Origin of the sequence: Streptomyces sp. AM 2-1-1, from assembly GCF_029167645.1 — a bacterium.
Lineage (GTDB): Bacteria > Actinomycetota > Actinomycetes > Streptomycetales > Streptomycetaceae > Streptomyces.
On sequence record NZ_CP119147.1, the window covers coordinates 5,222,234 to 5,241,415 of the forward strand.

General features: G+C 71.4%; 14 protein-coding genes and 1 other RNA gene. 6 read left to right on the forward strand and 9 right to left on the reverse strand.

Features of this window, described 5'->3' with window-relative positions:
* The first annotated feature begins 967 nt into the window (after positions 1–967).
* The 3 genes from PZB77_RS22835 to PZB77_RS22845 are packed head-to-tail and all read left to right on the forward strand — an operon-like array spanning position 968 to position 3,854.
* Positions 968–1,804: a Nif3-like dinuclear metal center hexameric protein gene (locus PZB77_RS22835; protein ID WP_275494484.1), complete on the forward strand. Its 837-nt coding sequence runs from the start codon at positions 968–970 to the stop codon at positions 1,802–1,804.
* Positions 1,801–2,544, forward strand: coding sequence for a C4-type zinc ribbon domain-containing protein (locus PZB77_RS22840; protein ID WP_275496175.1), 744 nt, complete (start codon positions 1,801–1,803; stop codon positions 2,542–2,544). Before PZB77_RS22835 ends, PZB77_RS22840 begins: the two co-directional genes overlap by 4 nt.
* Positions 2,544–3,854, forward strand: coding sequence for a bifunctional RNase H/acid phosphatase (locus PZB77_RS22845; RefSeq protein WP_275494485.1), 1,311 nt, complete (start codon positions 2,544–2,546; stop codon positions 3,852–3,854). The genes PZB77_RS22840 and PZB77_RS22845 overlap by 1 nt, the downstream gene beginning before the upstream one ends.
* Before the next feature lie 22 nt (positions 3,855–3,876).
* Here the strand turns inward: PZB77_RS22845 and eda are convergent, their stop codons facing one another.
* The gene (gene eda, locus PZB77_RS22850) at positions 3,877–4,542 is read right to left on the reverse strand and encodes a bifunctional 4-hydroxy-2-oxoglutarate aldolase/2-dehydro-3-deoxy-phosphogluconate aldolase (protein WP_275494486.1); all 666 of its coding nucleotides are present in this window, start codon (positions 4,540–4,542) and stop codon (positions 3,877–3,879) included.
* 129 nt (positions 4,543–4,671) lie between these two features.
* Positions 4,672–5,472 carry a peroxide stress protein YaaA gene (gene yaaA, locus PZB77_RS22855; protein ID WP_275494487.1) on the reverse strand — a complete coding sequence of 267 codons (801 nt, stop codon included), beginning with the start codon at positions 5,470–5,472 and terminating at the stop codon, positions 4,672–4,674.
* A 198-nt stretch (positions 5,473–5,670) separates the two neighbouring features.
* On the opposite strand from yaaA, the gene PZB77_RS22860 reads away from it, so the two are divergent.
* Both PZB77_RS22860 and rnpB read left to right on the forward strand, forming a co-directional pair.
* Positions 5,671–6,198, forward strand: a complete 528-nt coding sequence (locus PZB77_RS22860; RefSeq protein WP_275494488.1) for a TetR/AcrR family transcriptional regulator — start codon at positions 5,671–5,673, stop codon at positions 6,196–6,198.
* A gap of 114 nt (positions 6,199–6,312) precedes the next feature.
* Positions 6,313–6,716, forward strand: an RNA gene (rnpB, locus tag PZB77_RS22865) — RNase P RNA component class A.
* 448 nt (positions 6,717–7,164) lie between these two features.
* On the opposite strand, the gene PZB77_RS22870 is transcribed toward rnpB, so the two are convergent.
* Complete coding sequence (locus PZB77_RS22870; protein ID WP_275494489.1) at positions 7,165–9,522, reverse strand: chitinase C-terminal domain-containing protein; 2,358 nt, start codon at positions 9,520–9,522, stop codon at positions 7,165–7,167.
* A gap of 717 nt (positions 9,523–10,239) precedes the next feature.
* Here PZB77_RS22870 and PZB77_RS22875 point away from each other — a divergent pair.
* Positions 10,240–11,244: a glycosyl hydrolase gene (locus PZB77_RS22875; RefSeq protein ID WP_275494490.1), complete on the forward strand. Its 1,005-nt coding sequence runs from the start codon at positions 10,240–10,242 to the stop codon at positions 11,242–11,244.
* Positions 11,245–11,290: 46 nt separating this feature from the next.
* Here the strand turns inward: PZB77_RS22875 and PZB77_RS22880 are convergent, their stop codons facing one another.
* The 6 genes from PZB77_RS22880 to PZB77_RS22905 all read right to left on the reverse strand — a co-directional run bounded on the left by PZB77_RS22880 (position 11,291) and on the right by PZB77_RS22905 (position 19,037).
* Positions 11,291–11,968 carry an alpha/beta fold hydrolase gene (locus tag PZB77_RS22880; RefSeq protein ID WP_275494491.1) on the reverse strand — a complete coding sequence of 226 codons (678 nt, stop codon included), beginning with the start codon at positions 11,966–11,968 and terminating at the stop codon, positions 11,291–11,293.
* Positions 11,969–12,174: 206 nt separating this feature from the next.
* Entirely contained in the window at positions 12,175–13,233 is a 1,059-nt protein-coding gene (locus PZB77_RS22885) for a LacI family DNA-binding transcriptional regulator (protein WP_275494492.1), read from the reverse strand.
* Complete coding sequence (locus PZB77_RS22890; protein ID WP_275494493.1) at positions 13,226–15,703, reverse strand: glycoside hydrolase family 2 protein; 2,478 nt, start codon at positions 15,701–15,703, stop codon at positions 13,226–13,228. The genes PZB77_RS22885 and PZB77_RS22890 overlap by 8 nt, the downstream gene beginning before the upstream one ends.
* 47 nt (positions 15,704–15,750) lie before the next feature.
* Positions 15,751–16,572, reverse strand: a complete 822-nt coding sequence (locus PZB77_RS22895) for a carbohydrate ABC transporter permease (protein WP_275496176.1) — start codon at positions 16,570–16,572, stop codon at positions 15,751–15,753.
* Positions 16,573–16,625: 53 nt separating this feature from the next.
* Positions 16,626–17,591: a sugar ABC transporter permease gene (locus PZB77_RS22900; RefSeq protein WP_275494494.1), complete on the reverse strand. Its 966-nt coding sequence runs from the start codon at positions 17,589–17,591 to the stop codon at positions 16,626–16,628.
* A 132-nt stretch (positions 17,592–17,723) separates the two neighbouring features.
* On the reverse strand, positions 17,724–19,037 hold the full coding sequence (locus tag PZB77_RS22905) for an extracellular solute-binding protein (RefSeq protein ID WP_275494495.1): 1,314 nt from the start codon (positions 19,035–19,037) through the stop codon (positions 17,724–17,726).
* Positions 19,038–19,182: the final 145 nt, after the last annotated feature.

Sequence of the window (19,182 nt, forward strand, 5' to 3'; positions counted from 1 at the left end):
GGTGGGCCCGGTGGGGGACTCCCGGGCGGGTGGGACCGCCGACTCTCCCGGCGTAGACGCTCCGGTGGCCCCGGTGGCCCCGGTGGCATGGGCGGCTGCGGCGCTGCCGGCGGGCGCGGTGGTGCGCGGGGGCAGCGTGGTACCGCCGGTGGGGGTGCTCCCGGCCGTGGGCGCGGTCCCGCCGGTGGACGTGTGGAACGAGGCCGCCGCCGGGGAACCGACGACCGCCCCGACGAGCGGCACGAGCGTGGTCGCGTCGACGCCCCGGCCGACCGGGGTGCCCCCGGGTACGACGGTCCGCCCGGTGACGACGACCCGGATGGCCATCCCCGTCGCCGCCTGTGCGGGACGGACCCGCTCCCCGGCGGCGCCGGCCTCCTCGGCCGCTGACGCCCGGGGCCCGGGCAGGGCGCCGCCACCGCTCGGTGGGACGTACGGCGTGGCCGTCCTGCCGGGCTGCTCCGGCGCTCGTGTCTCCGGCGCGCCTTTCCGCAGCCCTCCACGTTTCTGCGGGGTCCCGGCGGTGGCGGGATCCTCGGGTTCTTCGGGGACGGGTTCCAGCTCCCTGGCCGGCCCGACGCCCCCTTCGGTCAGACCTTCTGCGACACAGGCAGTCATGGGTGTGTCACCTCCGGCGACCGAAGCTAGTTTTCGCGCTTTCCGCCGAACAACGCCACACCCGGCGCTTCACACATAAGGATGGTGTGGCCCGGATTCGAGGGTGGAAGGCCCGAGGGCTGTGCATCGGGACGCGACGGCGGCGCCCCGTCCGTTCCCCTCCGGCCCGGCGGGACCCCGGCGGGCCGCCCCGCATCCCTCTCCCTGCTCCTACCCGAGCGTCCCCGGACGGCTCCCGCCCGCCCGCCGATTCCGTTGCGACGTGACGGTGGGTGACCGGCACGGGCCGCTACGGCCGGGTACCCGCAGCCAGGACCGGTGGGGTGCCCGGGCCAGGTAGCCTTTCCCCGTGCCCCGTCTGTCTGAAGTCATCGCCGAGCTCGACGCCCTCTGGCCCCCCGAGCGGGCCGAGGGATGGGACGCGGTGGGCACGGTCTGCGGTGACCCCGACGCGGAGACCGCACGGGTCCTGTTCGCCGTCGACCCGGTGGGGAGCGTCGTCGACGAGGCGGTACGGCTCGGTGCGCAGCTCGTCGTCACCCACCACCCGCTCTACCTGCGGGGAACCACGACGGTCGCGGCCGACACCTTCAAGGGCCGGGTCGTGCACCGGCTCATCACGCACGGCATCGCCCTGCACGTCGCGCACACCAACGCCGACACCGCCGACCCCGGGGTGTCCGACGCCCTGGCCGGGGCGCTCGGCCTGCGTGTCACCGGCCCTCTCGTGCCCGATGCCTCCGATCCGGAAGGCCGTCGCGGCCTCGGCCGGATCTGCGAGCTGGACCACCCCGAGACGCTGGGCGACTTCGCGGCCCGCGCCGCCGCCCGGCTGCCCGCCACCGCGCAGGGCATCCGGCTGGCCGGCGACCCGGGGGCGACCGTGCGCACGGTCGCCGTCAGCGGCGGCTCCGGCGACAGCCTCTTCGACGCGGTGCGCGCGGCCGGCGTGGACGCCTTCCTCACCGCCGACCTGCGCCACCACCCGGCCTCCGAGGCCGTGCAGCACTCCCCGCTCGGCCTGGTCGACGCCGCGCACTGGGCCACCGAGTGGCCCTGGTGCGAGCAGGCGGCGGCACAGCTCGACGCGATTTCCGACCGCCACGGATGGGACCTGCGGGTCCACGTCTCGAAGCAGGTCACCGACCCCTGGACCACCCACCACTCTTCTGGAGCCCCCAACTGAACGCCGCGCCCGCCGACCAGATCCGACTCCTCGACGTCCAGGCCCTCGACGTACGCCTCGCGCAGATCGCGCACAAGCGGTCCTCGCTGCCGGAGCACGCCGAGATCGAGTCCCTCAACAACGACCTCACCCAGCTCCGCGACCTGCTGGTCGCCTCCCAGACCGAGGAGAGCGACACCAGCCGCGAGCAGACCAAGGCGGAGCAGGACGTCGACCAGGTGCGCCAGCGCTCCGTCCGCGACCAGCAGCGTCTCGACTCCGGCGCGGTCTCCTCGTCCAAGGACCTGGAGAACCTCCAGCGCGAGATCACCTCGCTCGCCAAGCGCCAGGGTGACCTGGAGGACGTCGTCCTGGAGATCATGGAGCGCCGCGAGGCCGCCCAGGAGCGGGTCGCCGAGCTGACCGACCGGGTCGCCGCCGTCCAGGCCAAGGTCGACGACGCCACCGAGCGCCGCGACACCGCGCTGGGTGAGCTCGACGCGCAGACCGAGACGGTCACCAAGGACCGCGCGGTCGTCGCCGAGGTCATCCCCGCCGACCTGCTGAAGCTCTACGACAAGCTCCGCACCCAGCAGGGCGGCGTCGGTGCCGCCCGGCTCTACCAGCGCCGCTGCGAGGGCTGCCGCCTGGAGCTGAACATCACCGAGGTCAACGACGTGAAGGCGGCGTCCCCCGACACCGTCCTGCGCTGCGAGAACTGCCACCGCATCCTGGTGCGCACCTCGGACTCGGGCCTGTAGTGAGCGCGACCCACCAGCTCGTCGTCGAAGCCGACGGAGGCTCCCGGGGCAACCCGGGACCGGCCGGCTACGGCGCCGTCGTCGTGGACCCGGCGACCGGCGAGACCCTCGCCGAGGCCGCCGCGTACATCGGCGTCGCGACGAACAACGTCGCCGAGTACCGGGGCCTGATCGCCGGCCTCCGGGCCGCCAAGGCGCTCTTCCCGGAGGCGGCGGACGGGGGTGTCCGGGTCCACGTGCGGATGGACTCGAAGCTGGTGGTCGAGCAGATGTCGGGCCGCTGGAAGATCAAGCACCCCGACATGAAGCCCCTCGCGGCGGAGGCGGCCGCCGTCTTCCCGCCCTCCGCCGTCACGTACGAGTGGATGCCCCGCGAGCGGAACAAGCACGCGGACCGGCTCGCCAACGAGGCGATGGACGCCGGCCGCCGGGGCGAGCAGTGGGAGCCCTCCGCCTCCACCGCCGCCCTGGACGCCCCGGCCCGCCCCGCCGACGCCCCTCCGGCCGAGGCGCGCGAGGTGGGCGACGCCTCCGCCGGCGCCGCCAGGGTCCGGGCCGCCCTGGCCGCCGCCCGTACCGGCGGTACGGGCGCCGAGTCCGCCGCCGGTACCGCTCCCCTTGCCTCCGGGCCGAGCGCCGCCCCGGCCGCCACGCCCCGGGTGGGCTGGGCCGCCGCGCCGGACATGGGCGCCCCCGCCACCTTCCTGCTGCTCCGGCACGGGGAAACCGTCCTCACCCCGGAGAAGCGGTTCTCCGGCAGCGGCGGCACCGATCCCGAGCTCTCCGCGACCGGCCGGGAACAGGCCGCCCGCGCCGCCGCGCACTTCGCGGTGGCCGGTACGGTCCAGGAGATCGTCAGCTCACCGCTGCGCCGCTGCCGCGAGACGGCCGGCGCGGTCGCGGACCGCCTCGGTCTCGACGTGACGATCGACGAAGGGCTGCGGGAGACGGACTTCGCCGCATGGGAAGGGCTCTCCTTCGCCGAGGTGCGCGAACGGTACGGCTCCGACCTGACGACCTGGCTCGGCGACCCCCGGGCGGCGCCCACGGGCGGCGGCGAGAGCTTCGTGGAGGTCGCGGACCGGGTGGCCGCCGCGCGCGACCGGCTGGCCGCCGCGTACGCGGGCCGCACCGTGCTGCTGGTCAGCCATGTGACGCCCATCAAGACACTGATCAGGCTGGCCCTGGGCGCCCCGCCGGAGTCCATGTTCCGGATGGAACTCGCCGCCGCCTCGCTCTGCGAGGTCGCGTACTACGGCGACGGCAACGCCTCCGTACGCCTCTTCAACGACACGTCCTACCTGCGGTAGCCGGCCCGGCGGGCGCTCGGGCTCAGCCGCGCAGGGCCGCCGCTCCGGCGGCCAGCCGCTCCACCCGCGCCCAGTCCTTCGCGGCTACGGCGTCCGCCGGGACCATCCAACTTCCGCCCACGCAGCCGACGTTGGGCAGGGCGAGGTAGCGCGGTGCGGAGGCGGCCGAGATGCCCCCGGTGGGGCAGAACCGCGCCTGTGGCAGCGGTGAGGCGAGTGCGGCGAGATGGGCCGTGCCGCCGGCCGCTTCCGCCGGGAAGAACTTCATGTCGGTGACCCCGCGTTCCAGCAGGGCGACCACCTCGGAGGCCGACGAGACGCCCGGCAGGAACGCCACCCCGGAAGCCCGCATCGCGGCCAGCAGGGTGTCCGTCCAGCCCGGGCTGACCAGGAACCGGGCCCCGGCGGCCACCGCGTCCGCCACGTTCGCCGCGGATATCACCGTGCCCGCGCCCACGACGGCCCGCGGCACCTCGCGGGCGACGGCCGCGATCGCGTCCAGTGCGGCGGGCGTCCGCAACGTCACCTCGATCGCCGGGAGGCCGCCCGCGACGAGCGCCCGGGCGAGCGGCACCGCGTCGGCGGCGTCCTCCACCACGACGACGGGGAGGACGGGGGCGAGATCGATCACGGACGCGACGGGCGGGGCGTCGGCGTGCACGGGGGAGGCGGGTGCGGGGGAGGTCATGGCGCCATCCTGCCGTCGGGCCGCACTCCCTGCAACGGTCGTTGCACATGCTGCAACGCCGCGCGTGGAATCTCCTCGGCCGATCTCCTCCAGGGGATGTCCCTCAGTGGCTCTCCGCCGGGATTCCCGTCAGTGGATCTCCGTGACCACGACGTCGAGCGACCACGGCCGACCCGCCCGCGCGGGCGCCTGCGCCTCCACCACGTAACCGAGGTCCCGCAACGCCTCCACGAGCCGCTCCGGGTCCGTCGGGGCCGTGCCCGCCCCCAACAGGTCGCGGACCATGCGTCCCTTCGTCGCCTTGTTGAAGTGGCTGACCACGGACCGCTTCTCGACCCCGCCCACCCACTGCGACTGGAGCACCCGCACGCTCGCCGTCCGCCCCGCGAGCTCCCCCTTGGGCTTCCATGCCGAGGCGTACGCGGAGGACCGCAGGTCCAGGACGAGGCCGTCCCCGGCGGTCTCCGGCAGCACCGCCTCCATCGCCGCCCGCCAGTGCGCCGCGAGGGAGCCGACGCCCGGCAGTCTGACCCCCATCGAGCAGCGGTACGACGGAATCCGGTCGCCCACCCGCACGGCGCCCCAGAGCCCGGAGAAGATCAGCAGCGACGCCGCGGCGCGCCGCCGGGCCGCCGCGTCCAGGGTGGCCAGGTCCAGCGCGTCGTAGAGGACCCCGGTGTAGATCTCGCCGGCCGGCCGGGTCGGAGCCGTACACAGCTCCGCGTTCTTGCCGATCTCCCCGCGCAGCCCTTCGGTGAGCCCGAGCACACCCCGCGCCTTCTCCTCGTCGGCCCGGCACAACTCCACCAGCTCGTCGAGGACCGCCGCCCGCGCCGCGGCGAGCCCCTGCAACGACAGGGACTCGGGCTTCAGGGGTGCTCCCCGCCCCGGGGCGGCCTTCCCCTCGGAGGGCGGCAACAGCACGAGCACAGCGGTTCTCCTTCGTACGGGGGAAGAGAACCAGGTTACGGCGCCGGGGCGGCCGCCGGCCGCCGCGTTCCGCTCGTCCTGCGCCGCCGGCCGAGCCCTTTTCGAGACGCCGGAGGAGCTCCTTTCAGCCAGCTCGGCCGGATCTCGTACGATCACGCGGTCGGCTCGGGACGCTCCGGGGCCAGGAAGGTGCTCCCCGTGACCGACCCCGGTACCCCCGCCACCGGTCGCCCCCGCCAGATCGTCGCCGCCGCCCGCGTCCTGCTGGAGGAGGAGGGCCCGGAGGCCCTCACCATGCGGCGGCTGGCCGAACGGGTGGGATTCCGGGCCTCCTCCCTGTACAAGTACTTCCCCGACAAGTCCTCCGTGGTGGCAGCTCTGGCGGCGGAGATGTACCGGGAGACGGCCGCCGTGCTGACCGCCGCCGAGGCATCGGCGCCCGGCTCGTTCCCGGTCCTCGCCACGGCCTACCGCACGTACGCGCTGGCCCACCCCCACCTCTATCTGCTCGCGACCGGCTGCCGCCCGGATCTCCCCGCCCTCGTACCGGACCGCCGGAAAGCCGCTGCCCCGCTCTACCGGGCCGTCGCCGGCGACGCCGACCGCGCCCGGGCCGCCTGGGCGTTCGCCCACGGCATGGTCGTCCTCGAACTGAACGGCCGTTTCCCGCCGGACGCGGACCTCGCCCGCGCGTGGACGGCCGGCATCACCGCCTTCAGCGGCTGACACCGGCCCCCCGCCGGGCCCGGGGCGCGGCGGGGACCCGCGTACGGCGGCCCGCGTACGGAACCGAGCCGCACGGCGGCCCGTCCGCGCCGGGTACGATGGCGGCACGGCAGACGAGCCGGGCGGACGGCCGCGTGGGGATCCTTCGGGATCTCCCCGAGGAACGTCCGGGCTCCACAGGGCAGGGTGGTGGCTAACGGCCACCCGAGGTGACTCGCGGGACAGTGCCACAGAAAACAGACCGCCCGGGACCCAGGTCCCGGGTAAGGGTGAAACGGTGGTGTAAGAGACCACCAGCGCCTGAGGTGACTCAGGCGGCTAGGTAAACCCCACCCGGAGCAAGGTCAGGAAGGACCGTCGCAAGACGGCCCTGCGCGAACGTTCGAGGGCGGCCCGCCCGAGTTCGCGGGTAGACCGCAGGAGGCCGGCAGCAATGCCGGTCCTAGATGGATGGCCGTCTCCCCGGCCGCCGCGAGGCGACCGGGTGACAGAACCCGGCGTACAGCCCGACTCGTCTGCCCCACATTCTCAGCTCGGCCACGGCAACCGCCTCCGACCAGCCTCTGGGGCCCTTGCTGACCAGTTCGGCCCGAGTCCCGCTTCAGCGCAGACATCCGGCCCGCTCCTCCGCCCCGGGGCGCAGCGCTGCCCTTCCTCTCCCGCCGCCGATGCCGTGACCGTGACTTCGACGCCTCGTTCCGTAGGTCGTGCCGGGACAACCGGGAACTGGTCCGCACCCTCGCACTCACTCCTCACCCTCGGCGTCGGCGTCCTCGACGACACGGCACGGCGCGGCACGACGCAGGGGATGTCGGACAGGCGTCGCGGTGTTCGCCGGAGTCCGCTCCGTTGGCGGCGTCGCCCGTGGACACGAGGGGCCCGGCCTGCGGGCGGACGCGGGAGGACCCGGTGGCTGCCGGGCCACCGGGTCCTCCCGTGCGTCGGGTCAAGCGGGCGGAGCGGGGGTCAGCACGCGCCCTGGTCCTTCCAGACGCCCCAGTCACCGGTGGTGCCGGGCTCCTCGTTCTGGGTCCACCAGCCGGCCTTCCAGTTGCGGCCCTTGTGCGAGACCACGTTGCCGCTGTTGTAGACCTGACCCGCGACGTACGCCGGGTTGGTGCAGGTGCTGCCCGGGGGCGTCGTCGGCGGGGTGGTCGGCGGGGTGGTGGGGGGAGTCGTCGGCGGAGTGGTGGGCGGGGTCGTGGTGCCCGGCTCCACCACCGTGGTGCCGCGCGCCAGGTCGCCGGCGAGGGCGTAGGTCGTGCCGGAGATGTTCACCGTCCAGTTGGAGGGCGTGGACACCGGCAGGTAGTAGTTGAACGCCAGGTCGACCGAGGCACCCGGGGCCAGCGTCTGCCATGCCGGGAGCTTCAGGGAGACCCGGTGGAAGTCGCCCTTCAACCCGCCGACGTTGCTGCCGGTGTGGTCGCTGCTGATCACCTTCGTGCCGAATCCGGACTGGTCCGACGCGTTGTTCGGAGCCGAGGTCGCGTAGTCGAACTGGAACTCGGTGCCGCCCGGCAGGGTGGTCCGGGTGTTGTTGGTGATCTTGATCTTCGGCGTGATCGGGTAGTTGGAGTCGCCGAGCTTGAACTCGGTGAACTCCGTGGTCACGTCCACGGCGCTCTTCGGCAGCGCGGTGTTGGACTTGGTCGCGCCGTACGGAGAGGCCGACTTGAACTTGTCGTACATCAGCGAGGTGAGCGTGTCGCCCATCTCGTACTGGCCCTTCGCGGCGTTCCAGGCGTAGTCGCCCGCCATCTCCCAGACCATCGTGCCGCCGATGCCGCGGTCCACGACGTAGTCGGCCTTGGCCGCCACCGACTGCTCGTCCTCGGTGGAGAGGAAGACCTTCTTCTGGGCGTTCCACAGCCACGGCGCGACCAGCTTGGCGTCGTACTTGCGGACGTAGGTGCCGGTCAGCGTGGTGTTCGCGGGGAAGCCGTACGTGGTGACGTAGTCGCCGACGATCCCCTTCTCCAGGTTCTTGGCGTGCCACATCGGGTTGGAACCGGCGGGGGACTCGACCCCGTTGGTGTCCTTGTCGTGCCACAGGTTGTCGATGCCCACGGCGCCGTCACCGCACTTGGTCAGTCCGGCGCCGGCCGGGCAGGTCGTCGCGGACGCCTTGCCCCACAGACCGTCGGTGCCGCCCTGCACGTTCTTGTGGCCTCGGGTGTAGTACGGCAGGCCGATGTTGATGCGGCCCGCCGGCATCGAGCCGCGGAAGTAGTGGTACGCCCAGTCGGTGTTGAGGTACCCGACGCCTCCGTACTGGGAGCTGCCGTAGACGTTCGCGGCCGCCAGCTCGGCGTCCTTGCCGTCGTCGAACAGCGAGGCGTTGGGGCCGACGTACTCGTTCCACGCCCCGTGCAGGTCGTAGGACATGATGTTGACGTAGTCCAGGTACTTCTGCATCTGGAACGTCTCCATGCCCCGCAGCAGGTAGCCGGACGAGGGAGCGGCGACGGTGAGCAGGTAGTGCTTGCCGTCGGCGGCGCCCGCGCGGTCGAGCTTCTCGCGCAGCGACTTCATCAATGCCGCGTAACCCTTGACCAGCCCGGCCCGGCGGGCGTTGGAGAGCTGCCAGTCGAGCGGGTTGCCCGCGTCCTTCATGGTGGTCGGGTACTCGTAGTCGATGTCGACGCCGTTGAACCCGTACGTGCGGATGAAGTCGACCGAGGAGTTCGCGAAGGTGTCGATGCCGGCCTGGTTGACCGAGCCGTCGGCGTTGGTGGCCATCGAGTAAAAGCCGCCGGAGGCGACCCGGTTGCCGTCGTCGCCGAAGTACCCGCCGGTCTCGGCCCAACCGCCCACCGAGATGAGGGTCTTCACGTTCGGGTACTTCTTCTTGAACTTCGTCAGCTGGTTGAAGTGGCCCTTGTAGGGGAGGGCCGGATCCATTTCGGCGCCCGCGACACCCGGCCAGGTCATGCCGGTGGCCGCGTTGTTCGCGTTGTTCGCACCCACGGAGATCTTGTTGTCCCCACCGACGTGGGCGAAGGCGTAGTTCAGGTGGGTGACCTTGGACCACGGGATATTGTTGGCGAGGTAGGCGGGGGTGCCGTCCTTGCCGGTGCGCCAACCGGTGAAGTAGCCGATGACGCGGCGCTGGTGGTCCGCGCCCATCTTCTCGCGGCCCTCGGAGTCGTAGACCGAGCAGTACGGGACGTCGACGCCGGCCGTCTTGTACAGCCCGTCGGGGCGACACGACTCGTTGTCGGCGGCGTGCGAGACGCCGGCCGAGAGACCACCGACCAGCAGTCCGGCGATGGTGGCGCCGGATGCCAGAAGGATCGCTCTCGTACGTGCGGGGGACGGCATGGTGCCTCCTGGGGAGGGGAGGATGTCAGGACACATCGTGGATCAACATGCGGAAGGGTGAAGCTGGTTGGCCCGCGACGTGCGCACATCCGACGGGCTGGCTCCCTGAGAAGATGAAGGGAACGTTAAGAGGACTAGACCAACCCGTCAATAGGTCTGGACCAAAGCGCAGTCGGACGTGGGTGTTCCGCGCCCGCCGCGCCCGGCCGACGCGACGGTGGCGCCCCACGACGGGACCGACCGGAGGGGTCCGGAGGGGTCCGGAGGGGAGGCGGGCGCGGCGGGCCGGCCACCGGTACGCCGCCGTCGGCGGTCCGTCCGCGTATCCAGCGGATGCGTCGCGAAGGGGGCCGTTCGTCCGGCCCCCACCCTTCGCCGCGATCCACCGCGAAGTCCCGTGTCGGCCGGCCGACCGAACTCCTGGCCCGGATACGGCTTCCGGAGTCGAGTCGCCTCGTGGTGGTGCCCGTCGCCGCGGGGCGCCGGCGGTGCCCCGCCGTGGTTGCGGGACCGGAATCGCCTCGGAGATCCCTTGCTGGGCGGGAAACGAAATCGCCCATGCCGGACAACGGGGCGGTCTCTCGGCGGCGTTCGCACAACGTTGAGTAAAGAATTCCGCCGACGGGTTGCGGAGCCCCGTCCGACCCATTGACGAGTATCGGCGCAGCGGCCATCTTGGCGACACGTATTCGGTTCGGCCGAGAGGGCTTGGATGCCATGAGAAGAATCCGGTACTACGTCACCTTCATAACCGCCGCCGCTGTCGCGGCCGCGATCTTCGTCTGGCCGTCGGCGGGTTCGGCACAAGCCTTTCCCGCGACGCCCAAGCAGAATGTGCTGACCTATCTCCGCTCCATTTCCGGAAATCACATCGTTTCCGGCCAGCACAACAAGGAGCCCGCCTCCGCGCCGGGGCAGTACACGCAACAGGTCAAGGACGTGACCGGGCAGTATCCCGGGCTGTGGGGCGGCGACCTGATGTTCAACGCGGCGGACGTGGCCAACCGGCAGCGTGTGGTCGACCAGGCGAAGACCGAGTGGGCCAACGGTTCGCTGGCCGCTCTGACCTGGCACGTCTGCCCGCCGACCGGCGGGAGTACCTGCGCGTTCGAAGGCGGCGTGAAGTCGACCGTCCCGGCCGCGCAGTTCTCGCAGATCGTCACCGACGGCAGTGCGCTGAACACCGCGTGGAAGCGGCGCCTCGACGAGGTCGTCCCCTACCTCCAGCAGTTGAAGAGCGCCGGCGTCCCGGTGCTCTTCCGGCCGCTCCACGAGATGAACGAATCCTGGAACTGGTGGGGCAATCGGCCCGGGGCGAACGGCAGTGCCCGCCTCTACCGGATCACCCACGACTACCTCGCCCGGACGAAAGGCCTGGACAATCTGATCTGGGTGTGGAACGTGCAGGACAATCCGGCGGGCGGGTGGAGCAATTACTACCCGGGGGATCAGTACGTCGACGTCGTCTCGCTGGACGTCTGGTACAAGAACTATCCCACTTCCGCCGATTACCAGCAGATGCGGAGCATCGCGGGGACGAAGCCCATGGCCCTTGCCGAGATGGGTAAGGTGCCGACCGCTTCGCTGCTGGACAACCAGCCGCAGTGGGCATGGTTCATGATGTGGTCGGAACAACTGCGGGGAAACAACACCAACGCGGAGATCCAGACGGCCTATTTCCTCCCCCGCGTGCTGAACCAGGGTGAGATCGCGCTGCCCTGACGGCTGTGCGCGAGCGGTGCGCGACAGGGCCGGCCGACGGCGCCGGTCACAGCCAGCCGCGCAACGCCCGGAGGAAGCCGGACGGATCGTCACGGTGGACGGTGTGCCCCGCACCGTCCACCGTGCGTACGTGCCAGCCACGACGGCTCAGCGTCGCGGCCTCCGTCGTCGGTATCCGCTCGCTGGGGTCGGCCAGCAGGACGAGCGAGGGGACCGCGGGGGTGTCCGGCAGGCCGGGCAGATGCCGCAGGGCGGTGACGGATGCCGGATCCCAGGTGGCCAGGGCCTGGTGTTCCATCGAGAGGTCCTCGTCGCGCCAGCGGGGGTGCAGGGCGCGCAACTCCTCCCGGGTGGCGTATTTCGCGGCGCGCAGCGCGTCCAGGTCCCGTCGGCGGGGCAGCCAGGCCGGGTCGCAGTGAACCGCACGGGCGCAGCGCAGTCCGGCCACGGCGAACAGCAGCGCGGCCGAGCCCAGCGAGTGGCCGACGGCCACGTCGGGTGCCCGGGGCAGGCTTTCCAGGAGGCTGTCAGCGAGTGAGGCGGGTGTGTACGTCCCGGCGGGCTCACTGGCGCCGTGTCCGGGCAGGTCCACGGCGACGACGCGGTAGCCGTGCTCCGCGATCGCCGGGGCCACCCGGCTCCAACTGCGCGAGTCCGTCATGATGCCGTGCACCAGTACGGCCGTGCGGGGCCCGTCGCCCCAGACCCGGGTCGCCGGCTTCACGATCGGACCGCGGAGTGATCGCCGCGCACGGCGGCCGGCAGCGGGGAGGATGTGGCCACAGAAGGCTCCGAGACGGGGGAAGGGCCCGCCGCCCCGGAGGTCGGGGGCGGCGGGCGGCGGGTCGTACCGGGCGGGTGGGGGAGCGGGCGGGCGGCGGGGTGACGCGGGTGCGGGCCGTGCGCCCGACCCGGCCGGACGGTCCCGTTTCAGTGGGCGGTGGCCCGCGGGGGCGCGCTGCTGCCGCGGGGCAGCAGCGCGGGCACCGCGGCGGGCCCGGACGTGGGGTTGCGGCGGTGGACGACGTCGAAGAGCCGACGGGTGACGTCGGCGCCGAAGCCGAAGACGTCGTGGCTCATCGCGGACAGGTTCGGACGGGTGAGCTGGCACAGCTGGGAGTCGTCCCAGGCGATCAGGCTCACGTCCGCCGGCACGCTCAGGCCCATCTCCGCGGCCACGGAGATGCCGGCGACGGCCATGATGTCGTTGTCGTAGATGATCGCGGTGGGCCGTTCCGAGGAGGCGAGCAGCGACCGGGTCGCCCGGGCGCCCTGCTCACCGGAGTAGTCGGTGGTGACGCTGCGGGCCGGATCCAGTCCCAGCTCCGCCGTGATCGTGTCCAGCGCGGTGGTACGGATCATGGTGTGGCCGAGCGCCGGGTGCCCGCCCACCCGTGCGATCCGCCGGTGCCCGAGGGCGGCGAGGTAGCGCACCGCCTCGTTCACCGCGGCCGCGTCGTCGGTCCACATCGAGGTGAAGCCACCGGTCAGGGACGGATGACCGACCGCGACCGCCGGCAGTCCGATCGCCGCCAGCTCGGTGATCCGCGGGTCGTTTCGCTGGATGTCGACCAGGATGGAACCGGCGATCCGGCGGGACCGCCACCACTGCCGGTGGACCGCGATCTCCTGGTCGGTGTCCCGCACGAGGTGCAGCAGCAGGGAGCACCCCTGCCCCTCCAGCACGGACTCGACTCCGGAGATGAACTCCATGTAGTACGGCTCCAGGCCGAGTTGGCGAGCGGGGCGGGCGATGACCAGACCGACGGTGTCCCCGCCGCCGGTCGCCGAACCGGAGAGCTTGATGGCGGCCTGGTTCGGGACCCAGCCCAGCTCCGCGACGGCCCCCATGATGCGCTCGCGGGTGGCCTCCGAGACGCCCGGACGGTTGTTGAACGCCAGGGAGACCGCTCCTCGGGACACACCGGCCCGGGCCGCCACGTCGGAGATCGTCACGCGCCCCGGCCGGCGGGCGTTCCCCTCACTCACGGGCGGCTTCCGCGTCGTTGACACAGAACAACGCGGCACGGGCGGTATCCGCGCTCGGCCTGGGCCAGCCGGTGACGCGCCACGTCGCGCTCTCCCCCGGCAGCAGCGTCACCCGTCCGCGGTCCGTGCGGGCGTCCCCGTCCAGCCGGTCGGCCTGGAGCAGCAGGTCCCGCACCAGCCCTGCCGCGGTGACGGTGACCAGCGCACCGCTCTCACCGTCCTCGCCCACCTCCACCTCGTACGAGGCGGAGGGGTAGGCGAAATCGCGGTCGGCGCAGCCGAAGTGCACCGCACGCAGGCCGTCCGCGTCGACCACCAAGAGCTCCTCGCCCACGTTGCCGAAGTGCGCGACCGATGCGGGGATCCGCTCCAGGGCCACGCTGCGCCCCGCGGCCTTCAGGGCGACCTCGGCGCGCGCGCGTACCGTCCCGTCCGCCCCGAGCCGACGGACCGTGGCCGTGGTCTCCCAGGTCGCCGCACTCTGGTTGCAGGCGGCGATCGTCAGCTCGCCCTCGCGGTCCTGGATCGTGAGCAGCCGGTCGGCGTAGAGGCGGCGCATCTCGAACCAGAGGGGCTTGAGCCGGCCGTCCCCGTCGATCGCCGCCCAGGAGGTGACCGGCCAGCAGTCGTTGAGCTGCCACAGCACCGTGCCCGCGCAGCGGGGCCAGTGGGAGCGCCAGTGCTCGACGCCCGCGGCCACGGCCCGTGCCTGGTTGAGCTGGGTGAGGTAGTGCCAGGTGTCGAAGTCGGCGGGCGCCCGGAAGTACGGGGCGAGTCCGCGGTTCAGCTTGCCGTTGCCGTCCTCGGCCTTCTGGTGGTGCAGCATGGCCGGTGAGTCGGCCGCCAACGGGCGTTCGGACAAAGCCCGTTCCAGGGTGGCGAGCGCCGGCGGCGCCTGCCAGCCGAACTCGGCGACGAAGCGCGGCACCGTGGTGAGGTACTCGCTGTAGTCGCGGCGGTTCCACACCTCCCAGGAGTGCGCGGTGCCGTGGCCGGGGTCGTTGGGCGTGTGGTCCCACGACCCGGACCACGGGCTGCCGGCCCAGTACGGGCGCGTCGGGTCCGTCTGCGCCACGACACGGGGCAGCAGACCCAGGTAGTAGCCCTCGCCCCAGGAATCGCCGGCCAGCGCCTGCTCCCACTCCCAGTCGGCGAAGCCCCACAGGTTCTCGTTGTTGCCGTTCCACAGGACCAACGACGGGTGGGGCATCAGCCGGGTCACGTTCTCCCGGGCCTCGGCCTCGATCTCGGAGCGCAGCGGCTGCTCCTCCGGGTAGGCCGCGCAGGCGAACAGGAAGTCCTGCCAGACCATGAGCCCGAGTTCGTCGCAGTGGTCGTAGAAGGCCCGGTCCTCGTAGATGCCGCCGCCCCAGACCCGCACCAGGTCCACGCCCGCTTCGGCGGCCTGGGTGAGGCGGTGGCGGTAGCGGTCGGTGGTGATCCGCGAAGGGAAGGCGTCGTCGGGAATCCAGTTCACCCCCCGGGCGAAGACCGGAGTGCCGTTGACGACCAGGGTGAAGGCGCTTCCGTGGGCGTCCGCCGACGTGTCGAGCCCGATCGTGCGGAAGCCGATGCGGCGCTCCCACGTGTCGAGGGCCTCGCCGCCGTCGGGTTCGCCGAGGACGACCGTGCACCCGTACAGCTTCTGGTCCCCGTAACCGCGCGGCCACCACAGCTCCGCGTCCGGGACGTGCACGGTCACCGTCGCGGTGTCCTCCCCGGGAGCGACGGTGACCTCCGCCGAGGCGTCACCGACGACGGCCACCAGCCGCAGGGGCCGGTGCTGTCCGGTCGCCGTGCGGTCGAGGTCGACGACGATCTCGGCGACGCCCGTGCCGTCCTCGGAGACGGTGATCCGCGGACGGACCTCGGCCAGCCGCGCCGTCGACCACTGCTCGATCCGCGCCTCGCGCCACACACCCGCCGTCACCAGGGTGGGGCCCCAGTCCCAGCCGAACGAACAAGCCATCTTGCGCACGTAGTTGAACGGTTCCGGGTAGGAGTTGGGGCGCTCTCCCAGCGCCGCCCGCACCGACTCCGCTTCGGTGTAGGCGGAGGTGAAGGCGACTTCGAGGGGTGCGGGTCCCTCCGCCAGCAACTCGGTGACGTCGAAGCGGTAGGACCGGTGCATGTTCCGGGTGCGGCCCAGCAGCCGGTCGCCGACGTGCACGGCGGCGACCGTGTCGAGGCCCTCGAAGACCAGGTCGGCCCGCTCGAAGGTGTCCGTCGCTCCCGGCAGGCGGGTCGCGTACGTCCAGTCCGCGCGGCCCACCCACGCCACCTCGTCCTCGTTGCGGTCGAGGTACGGGTCCACCAGCCATCCCGCCGCCATCAGGTCGGTGTGGACGCAGCCGGGCACCTGGGCCGGCAGGACGGCCCCGGCCAGCCCCGCGGGCACCTGCCCGGGCGTGTGGCGGTCGGTGTTCAGGCGCAGCGTCCAGCCCTGGGACAGGGGGGTGCTGGTCTTCATGCGGGACTCCTCGTGGGACGTGGTGCGGGGCGCGGCGGGCGGGCGGCTCATTTGGTGGAACCGGCCGCGAAGCCGCTGTAGATGAAGCGCTGCAGCGCCAGGAAGACGACCAGGGTCGGCACGATCACCAGGATCGCGCCGGCGGAGATGGTCTCCCAGTGCGCGCCGAAGGGACCCTTGAACCGGAACAGGGCGGTGGAGATGGTGCCGAGGCCGGGGTCGGGCATGTAGAGGAAGGGCACGTAGAAGTCGTTGTAGACGGCGATGCCCTTGACGATGACCACGGTGGCCATGGCCGGCCGCAGCATCGGAAAGATGATCTTCCAGTAGATGGTCCAGGAGTTGGCGCCGTCGATGCGCGCCGCCTCGTCCAGGGCGAGCGGGATGGACCGGATGAACTGCAGGAAGATGTAGATGGAGACGATGTCGGTCCCGGTGTAGAGCAGGATCGGCGCCCAGCGGGTGTTGAAGGCGCCCAGATCGTCGATCACCTGGAAGGTCGCGACCTGGGTGGTGACACCGGGAACCAGTGCGGCCAGGAGGAAGAGGCCCGTCACCAGCTTCTTCAGGCGGAAGTGGAAGCGGTCGATGGCGTACGCGGTCATCGAGCCGATCAGTACGGTCCCGGCGGTGGAGACCACGAGGATCAGGGCCGTGTTGCCGAACGCCCGCAGCATCGCGCCCTGTTCGAAGGCGGTGGCGTAGTTGGCGAAGTTGAACCAGTCGCCCGGCGGTGACAGGGGACCGTCGTTCGCCACCTCCGACTGCGTCTTGAGCGACGTCAGCAGGACGACGACGAGAGGGACGACGACCACGGCCGAGGCCAGCAGCAGGGAGAGGTACTTCAAGGCGACGGCGGTGCGGGACAGCGCGCCGCGGTCGGCGCGGACCGTACGCCGCGCGGGGACGGTGGTGTCGGTGGTCACGAGAGTTCCACCCTCTCCTCGGGGACCAGCCGGCGCTGGACCCAGGTGATCAGCAGGATCAGGACCAGCAGGAGGACGGCCGAGGCCGAGGCCAGACCGACCTTGTCGAACTGGAAGGCGAGCTTGACCGTCTGGATGACGAACGTCTCCGTGCCGTTGGCGCCGCCGGTCATGATGTACGGGATCTCGAAGACGGCCAGGGAGCCGGAGACGGCGAGAACGAAGCTCAGACTGATGACGGGCTTGATGCTGGGCGCGATGATGTGCCGGAACTGCTGCCAGCGGTTCGCCCCGTCCAGCTCGGCCGCCTCGTACAGATGCGGCGGGATCGACTGGATGGCGCCCAGGAAGAGCACCATGTTCAGCCCCGTGAAGCGCCACATCGACACTCCGGCCAGCGAGGGGTTGGCCAGGTCCGGGTCACCCAGCCACAGGTGCTCGCCGTCCACACCGGCCATGCCCAGCAGGGTGTCGAGCGTCCCGTCCGGCTGGAAGAAGTACAGGAACACGAATCCGACGGCCACCCCGTTGATCAGGTAGGGGAAGAACAGCAGGCCCTTGAAGAGGTTGCGGAAGCGGGTGTGGGAGCTGAGGACCGTCGCGAAGTACAGCGCGAGGGCGATCTGCACGAAGGAGGCGGCCAGGTAGAAGCCGCTGACCAGGAACACCTCGAACCGCGCGGGCTCGGTGACCAGGTCGGTGTAGTTCTCCACGCCCACGGACGAGGACGTGGGGCTGACACCGTCCCAGTCGGTGAAGCTGTAGCCGATCATGTCGGCCACGGGGAGGTAGGTGAACATCCCCAGCAGGGTCAGAGGAACGGCGAGGAAGAGCCAGGGGGTCAGCCCGGCGGTACGACGGCGCCTGCGGCTGCGGGGCCGGCCGGCGGAGGGCTCCGGGGGCGGAGCGCCGCGCCGTTCGTCGGCGTGCCCCACGGTGCGGGTCTTCTGGACAGCGGTCATCTCATGGTTCCTCTGGGTGGTTCCCGGTCGTTCCCGGTCAAAGGCGCTGAGCTACGGCGAGGCGACTCCCCGGTGGTCGCGGGTGGCCGGGACGGCCGCCTCGGTCGTGGTCCCCTCCGTGACGCGACGCGGTCAGCCGCCGACGCCCTGCCGGGCGTCGGCCCACTTTCCGTTCAGGTCGTCGAAGAAGCTCTCCATGTCCCCGTCCGCCGCACCGCGGGCGACGTCCACGAGCTTCTGCCGGTAGTCCTGCGCGGTGATGCCGATCTCGGACGCCTTGTCGATCGCGTTGACCCGCACGACGTCGTCCTGGTGCTGCGGGATGGTTTTGACATCGTTGTCGGAGAACGCCTTGAGCGTGGCGGGCAGCGGAGTGCCCTTCACCGAGGAGATGGATCCTTCGGCGGCGGAGTGCCCGGACTGGGTGATGTACCAGTCGATCCACGCCCGGGCGGCCGACTTCTTGTCGGAGTGGACGTTGACGGCGTACTGGTAATCGGGGCGCAGGACGGAGCAGAACTTCCCGTCCGTCTGCTGCGGGAAGGGCATGAACCCGATGTCGTCGGGGTTCTTGCCGGCCGCCTTCGCCGCGGCCTGCATCTGGGAGATCGCCCAGGAACCGAGCCACATCGAGGCGACCTCCCCGGTCCCTATCCGCGCTTTGGAGTCCTCCCAGTTGGTCGTGGTGGGATCGGCTTCGGCGAGCTTCTCGTCGACGATCGTGTAGAGGAGCTTGTCGATCGTGTAGAGGTCCGAACCCTGGCTCCACGGCTTGTCCGTCGCCGCCAGGGAGTCGTAGGAGTCGGCGTCGCACGTGGGGGAGCCGATGGCGTTGGTCCAGTTGGTGAGCGGCCAGCCGTCCTTGTAGTTCGTGTAGTACGGAGTGGCGCCGGTCCTCTCCTTGATCTTCTCGAGGTCGGCGACGAACTCCGCGGGCGTGGTCGGCCAGTCGTCGACGCCGGCCTTCGCCCAGACCGCCTTGTTGTAGACGAACCCGTTCGCCACGCCGATGTCCGCCAGGCCGTAGACCTGGTCGTCGACGGTGGCGTGGTCGGTGTAGTCGAACTTCGCCGACAGTTCGCCGGCCTTGCCGAGCGGGGCGAAGAAGGTGGGGTACTGCTTGACGGACAGGGAGTTGGGGATCAGCAGGACGTCACCGTAGTTGTCGGTGTTCATCCTGATCTTGGTCTCGCCCTCGTAGTCGGTCAGTCCTTCGAACGTGACCTTCACGCCCGGGTACACCTTGCGGAACTCCGCGGCGTACTTCTTCAACGTGCCGTCGGCCAGCTGATCCGTCCTGTTGGTCAGGACCGTGATCTCGCCGGACACCTTGGCAGGATCGCTCGGAAGTGCCGCGATGCCGCCACCTCCGCCGCCTCCCTGCCCACTACACGCAGTGGCCGTCGCCATGATCGCCGCCACGATTCCTACGCAACTTCTCCGCATCTCTGCCACCTCTCACCGCATGAAACGTCGATGCCGGAGCGGGGATCGCTGCGGCGACTCCCGGGCACTCGGCCTGATGAGCGCTCAACGTAGACGTAACTTCGCGGCAATGTCCATAGACCGGTTAAGGCGAATTTCGCTCGCC

What these genes read in the sequence shown, in the direction of transcription:
- eda (WP_275494486.1), bottom strand. Translation starts at nt 4,542, where the DNA reads ATGACCTCCCCCGCACCCGCCTCCCCCGTGCACGCCGACGCCCCGCCC.
- PZB77_RS22870 (WP_275494489.1), bottom strand. Translation starts at nt 9,522, where the DNA reads ATGCCGTCCCCCGCACGTACGAGAGCGATCCTTCTGGCATCCGGCGCC.
- PZB77_RS22875 (WP_275494490.1), top strand. Translation starts at nt 10,240, where the DNA reads ATGAGAAGAATCCGGTACTACGTCACCTTCATAACCGCCGCCGCTGTC.
- PZB77_RS22890 (WP_275494493.1), bottom strand. Translation starts at nt 15,703, where the DNA reads ATGAAGACCAGCACCCCCCTGTCCCAGGGCTGGACGCTGCGCCTGAAC.
- PZB77_RS22900 (WP_275494494.1), bottom strand. Translation starts at nt 17,591, where the DNA reads ATGACCGCTGTCCAGAAGACCCGCACCGTGGGGCACGCCGACGAACGG.
- PZB77_RS22905 (WP_275494495.1), bottom strand. Translation starts at nt 19,037, where the DNA reads ATGCGGAGAAGTTGCGTAGGAATCGTGGCGGCGATCATGGCGACGGCC.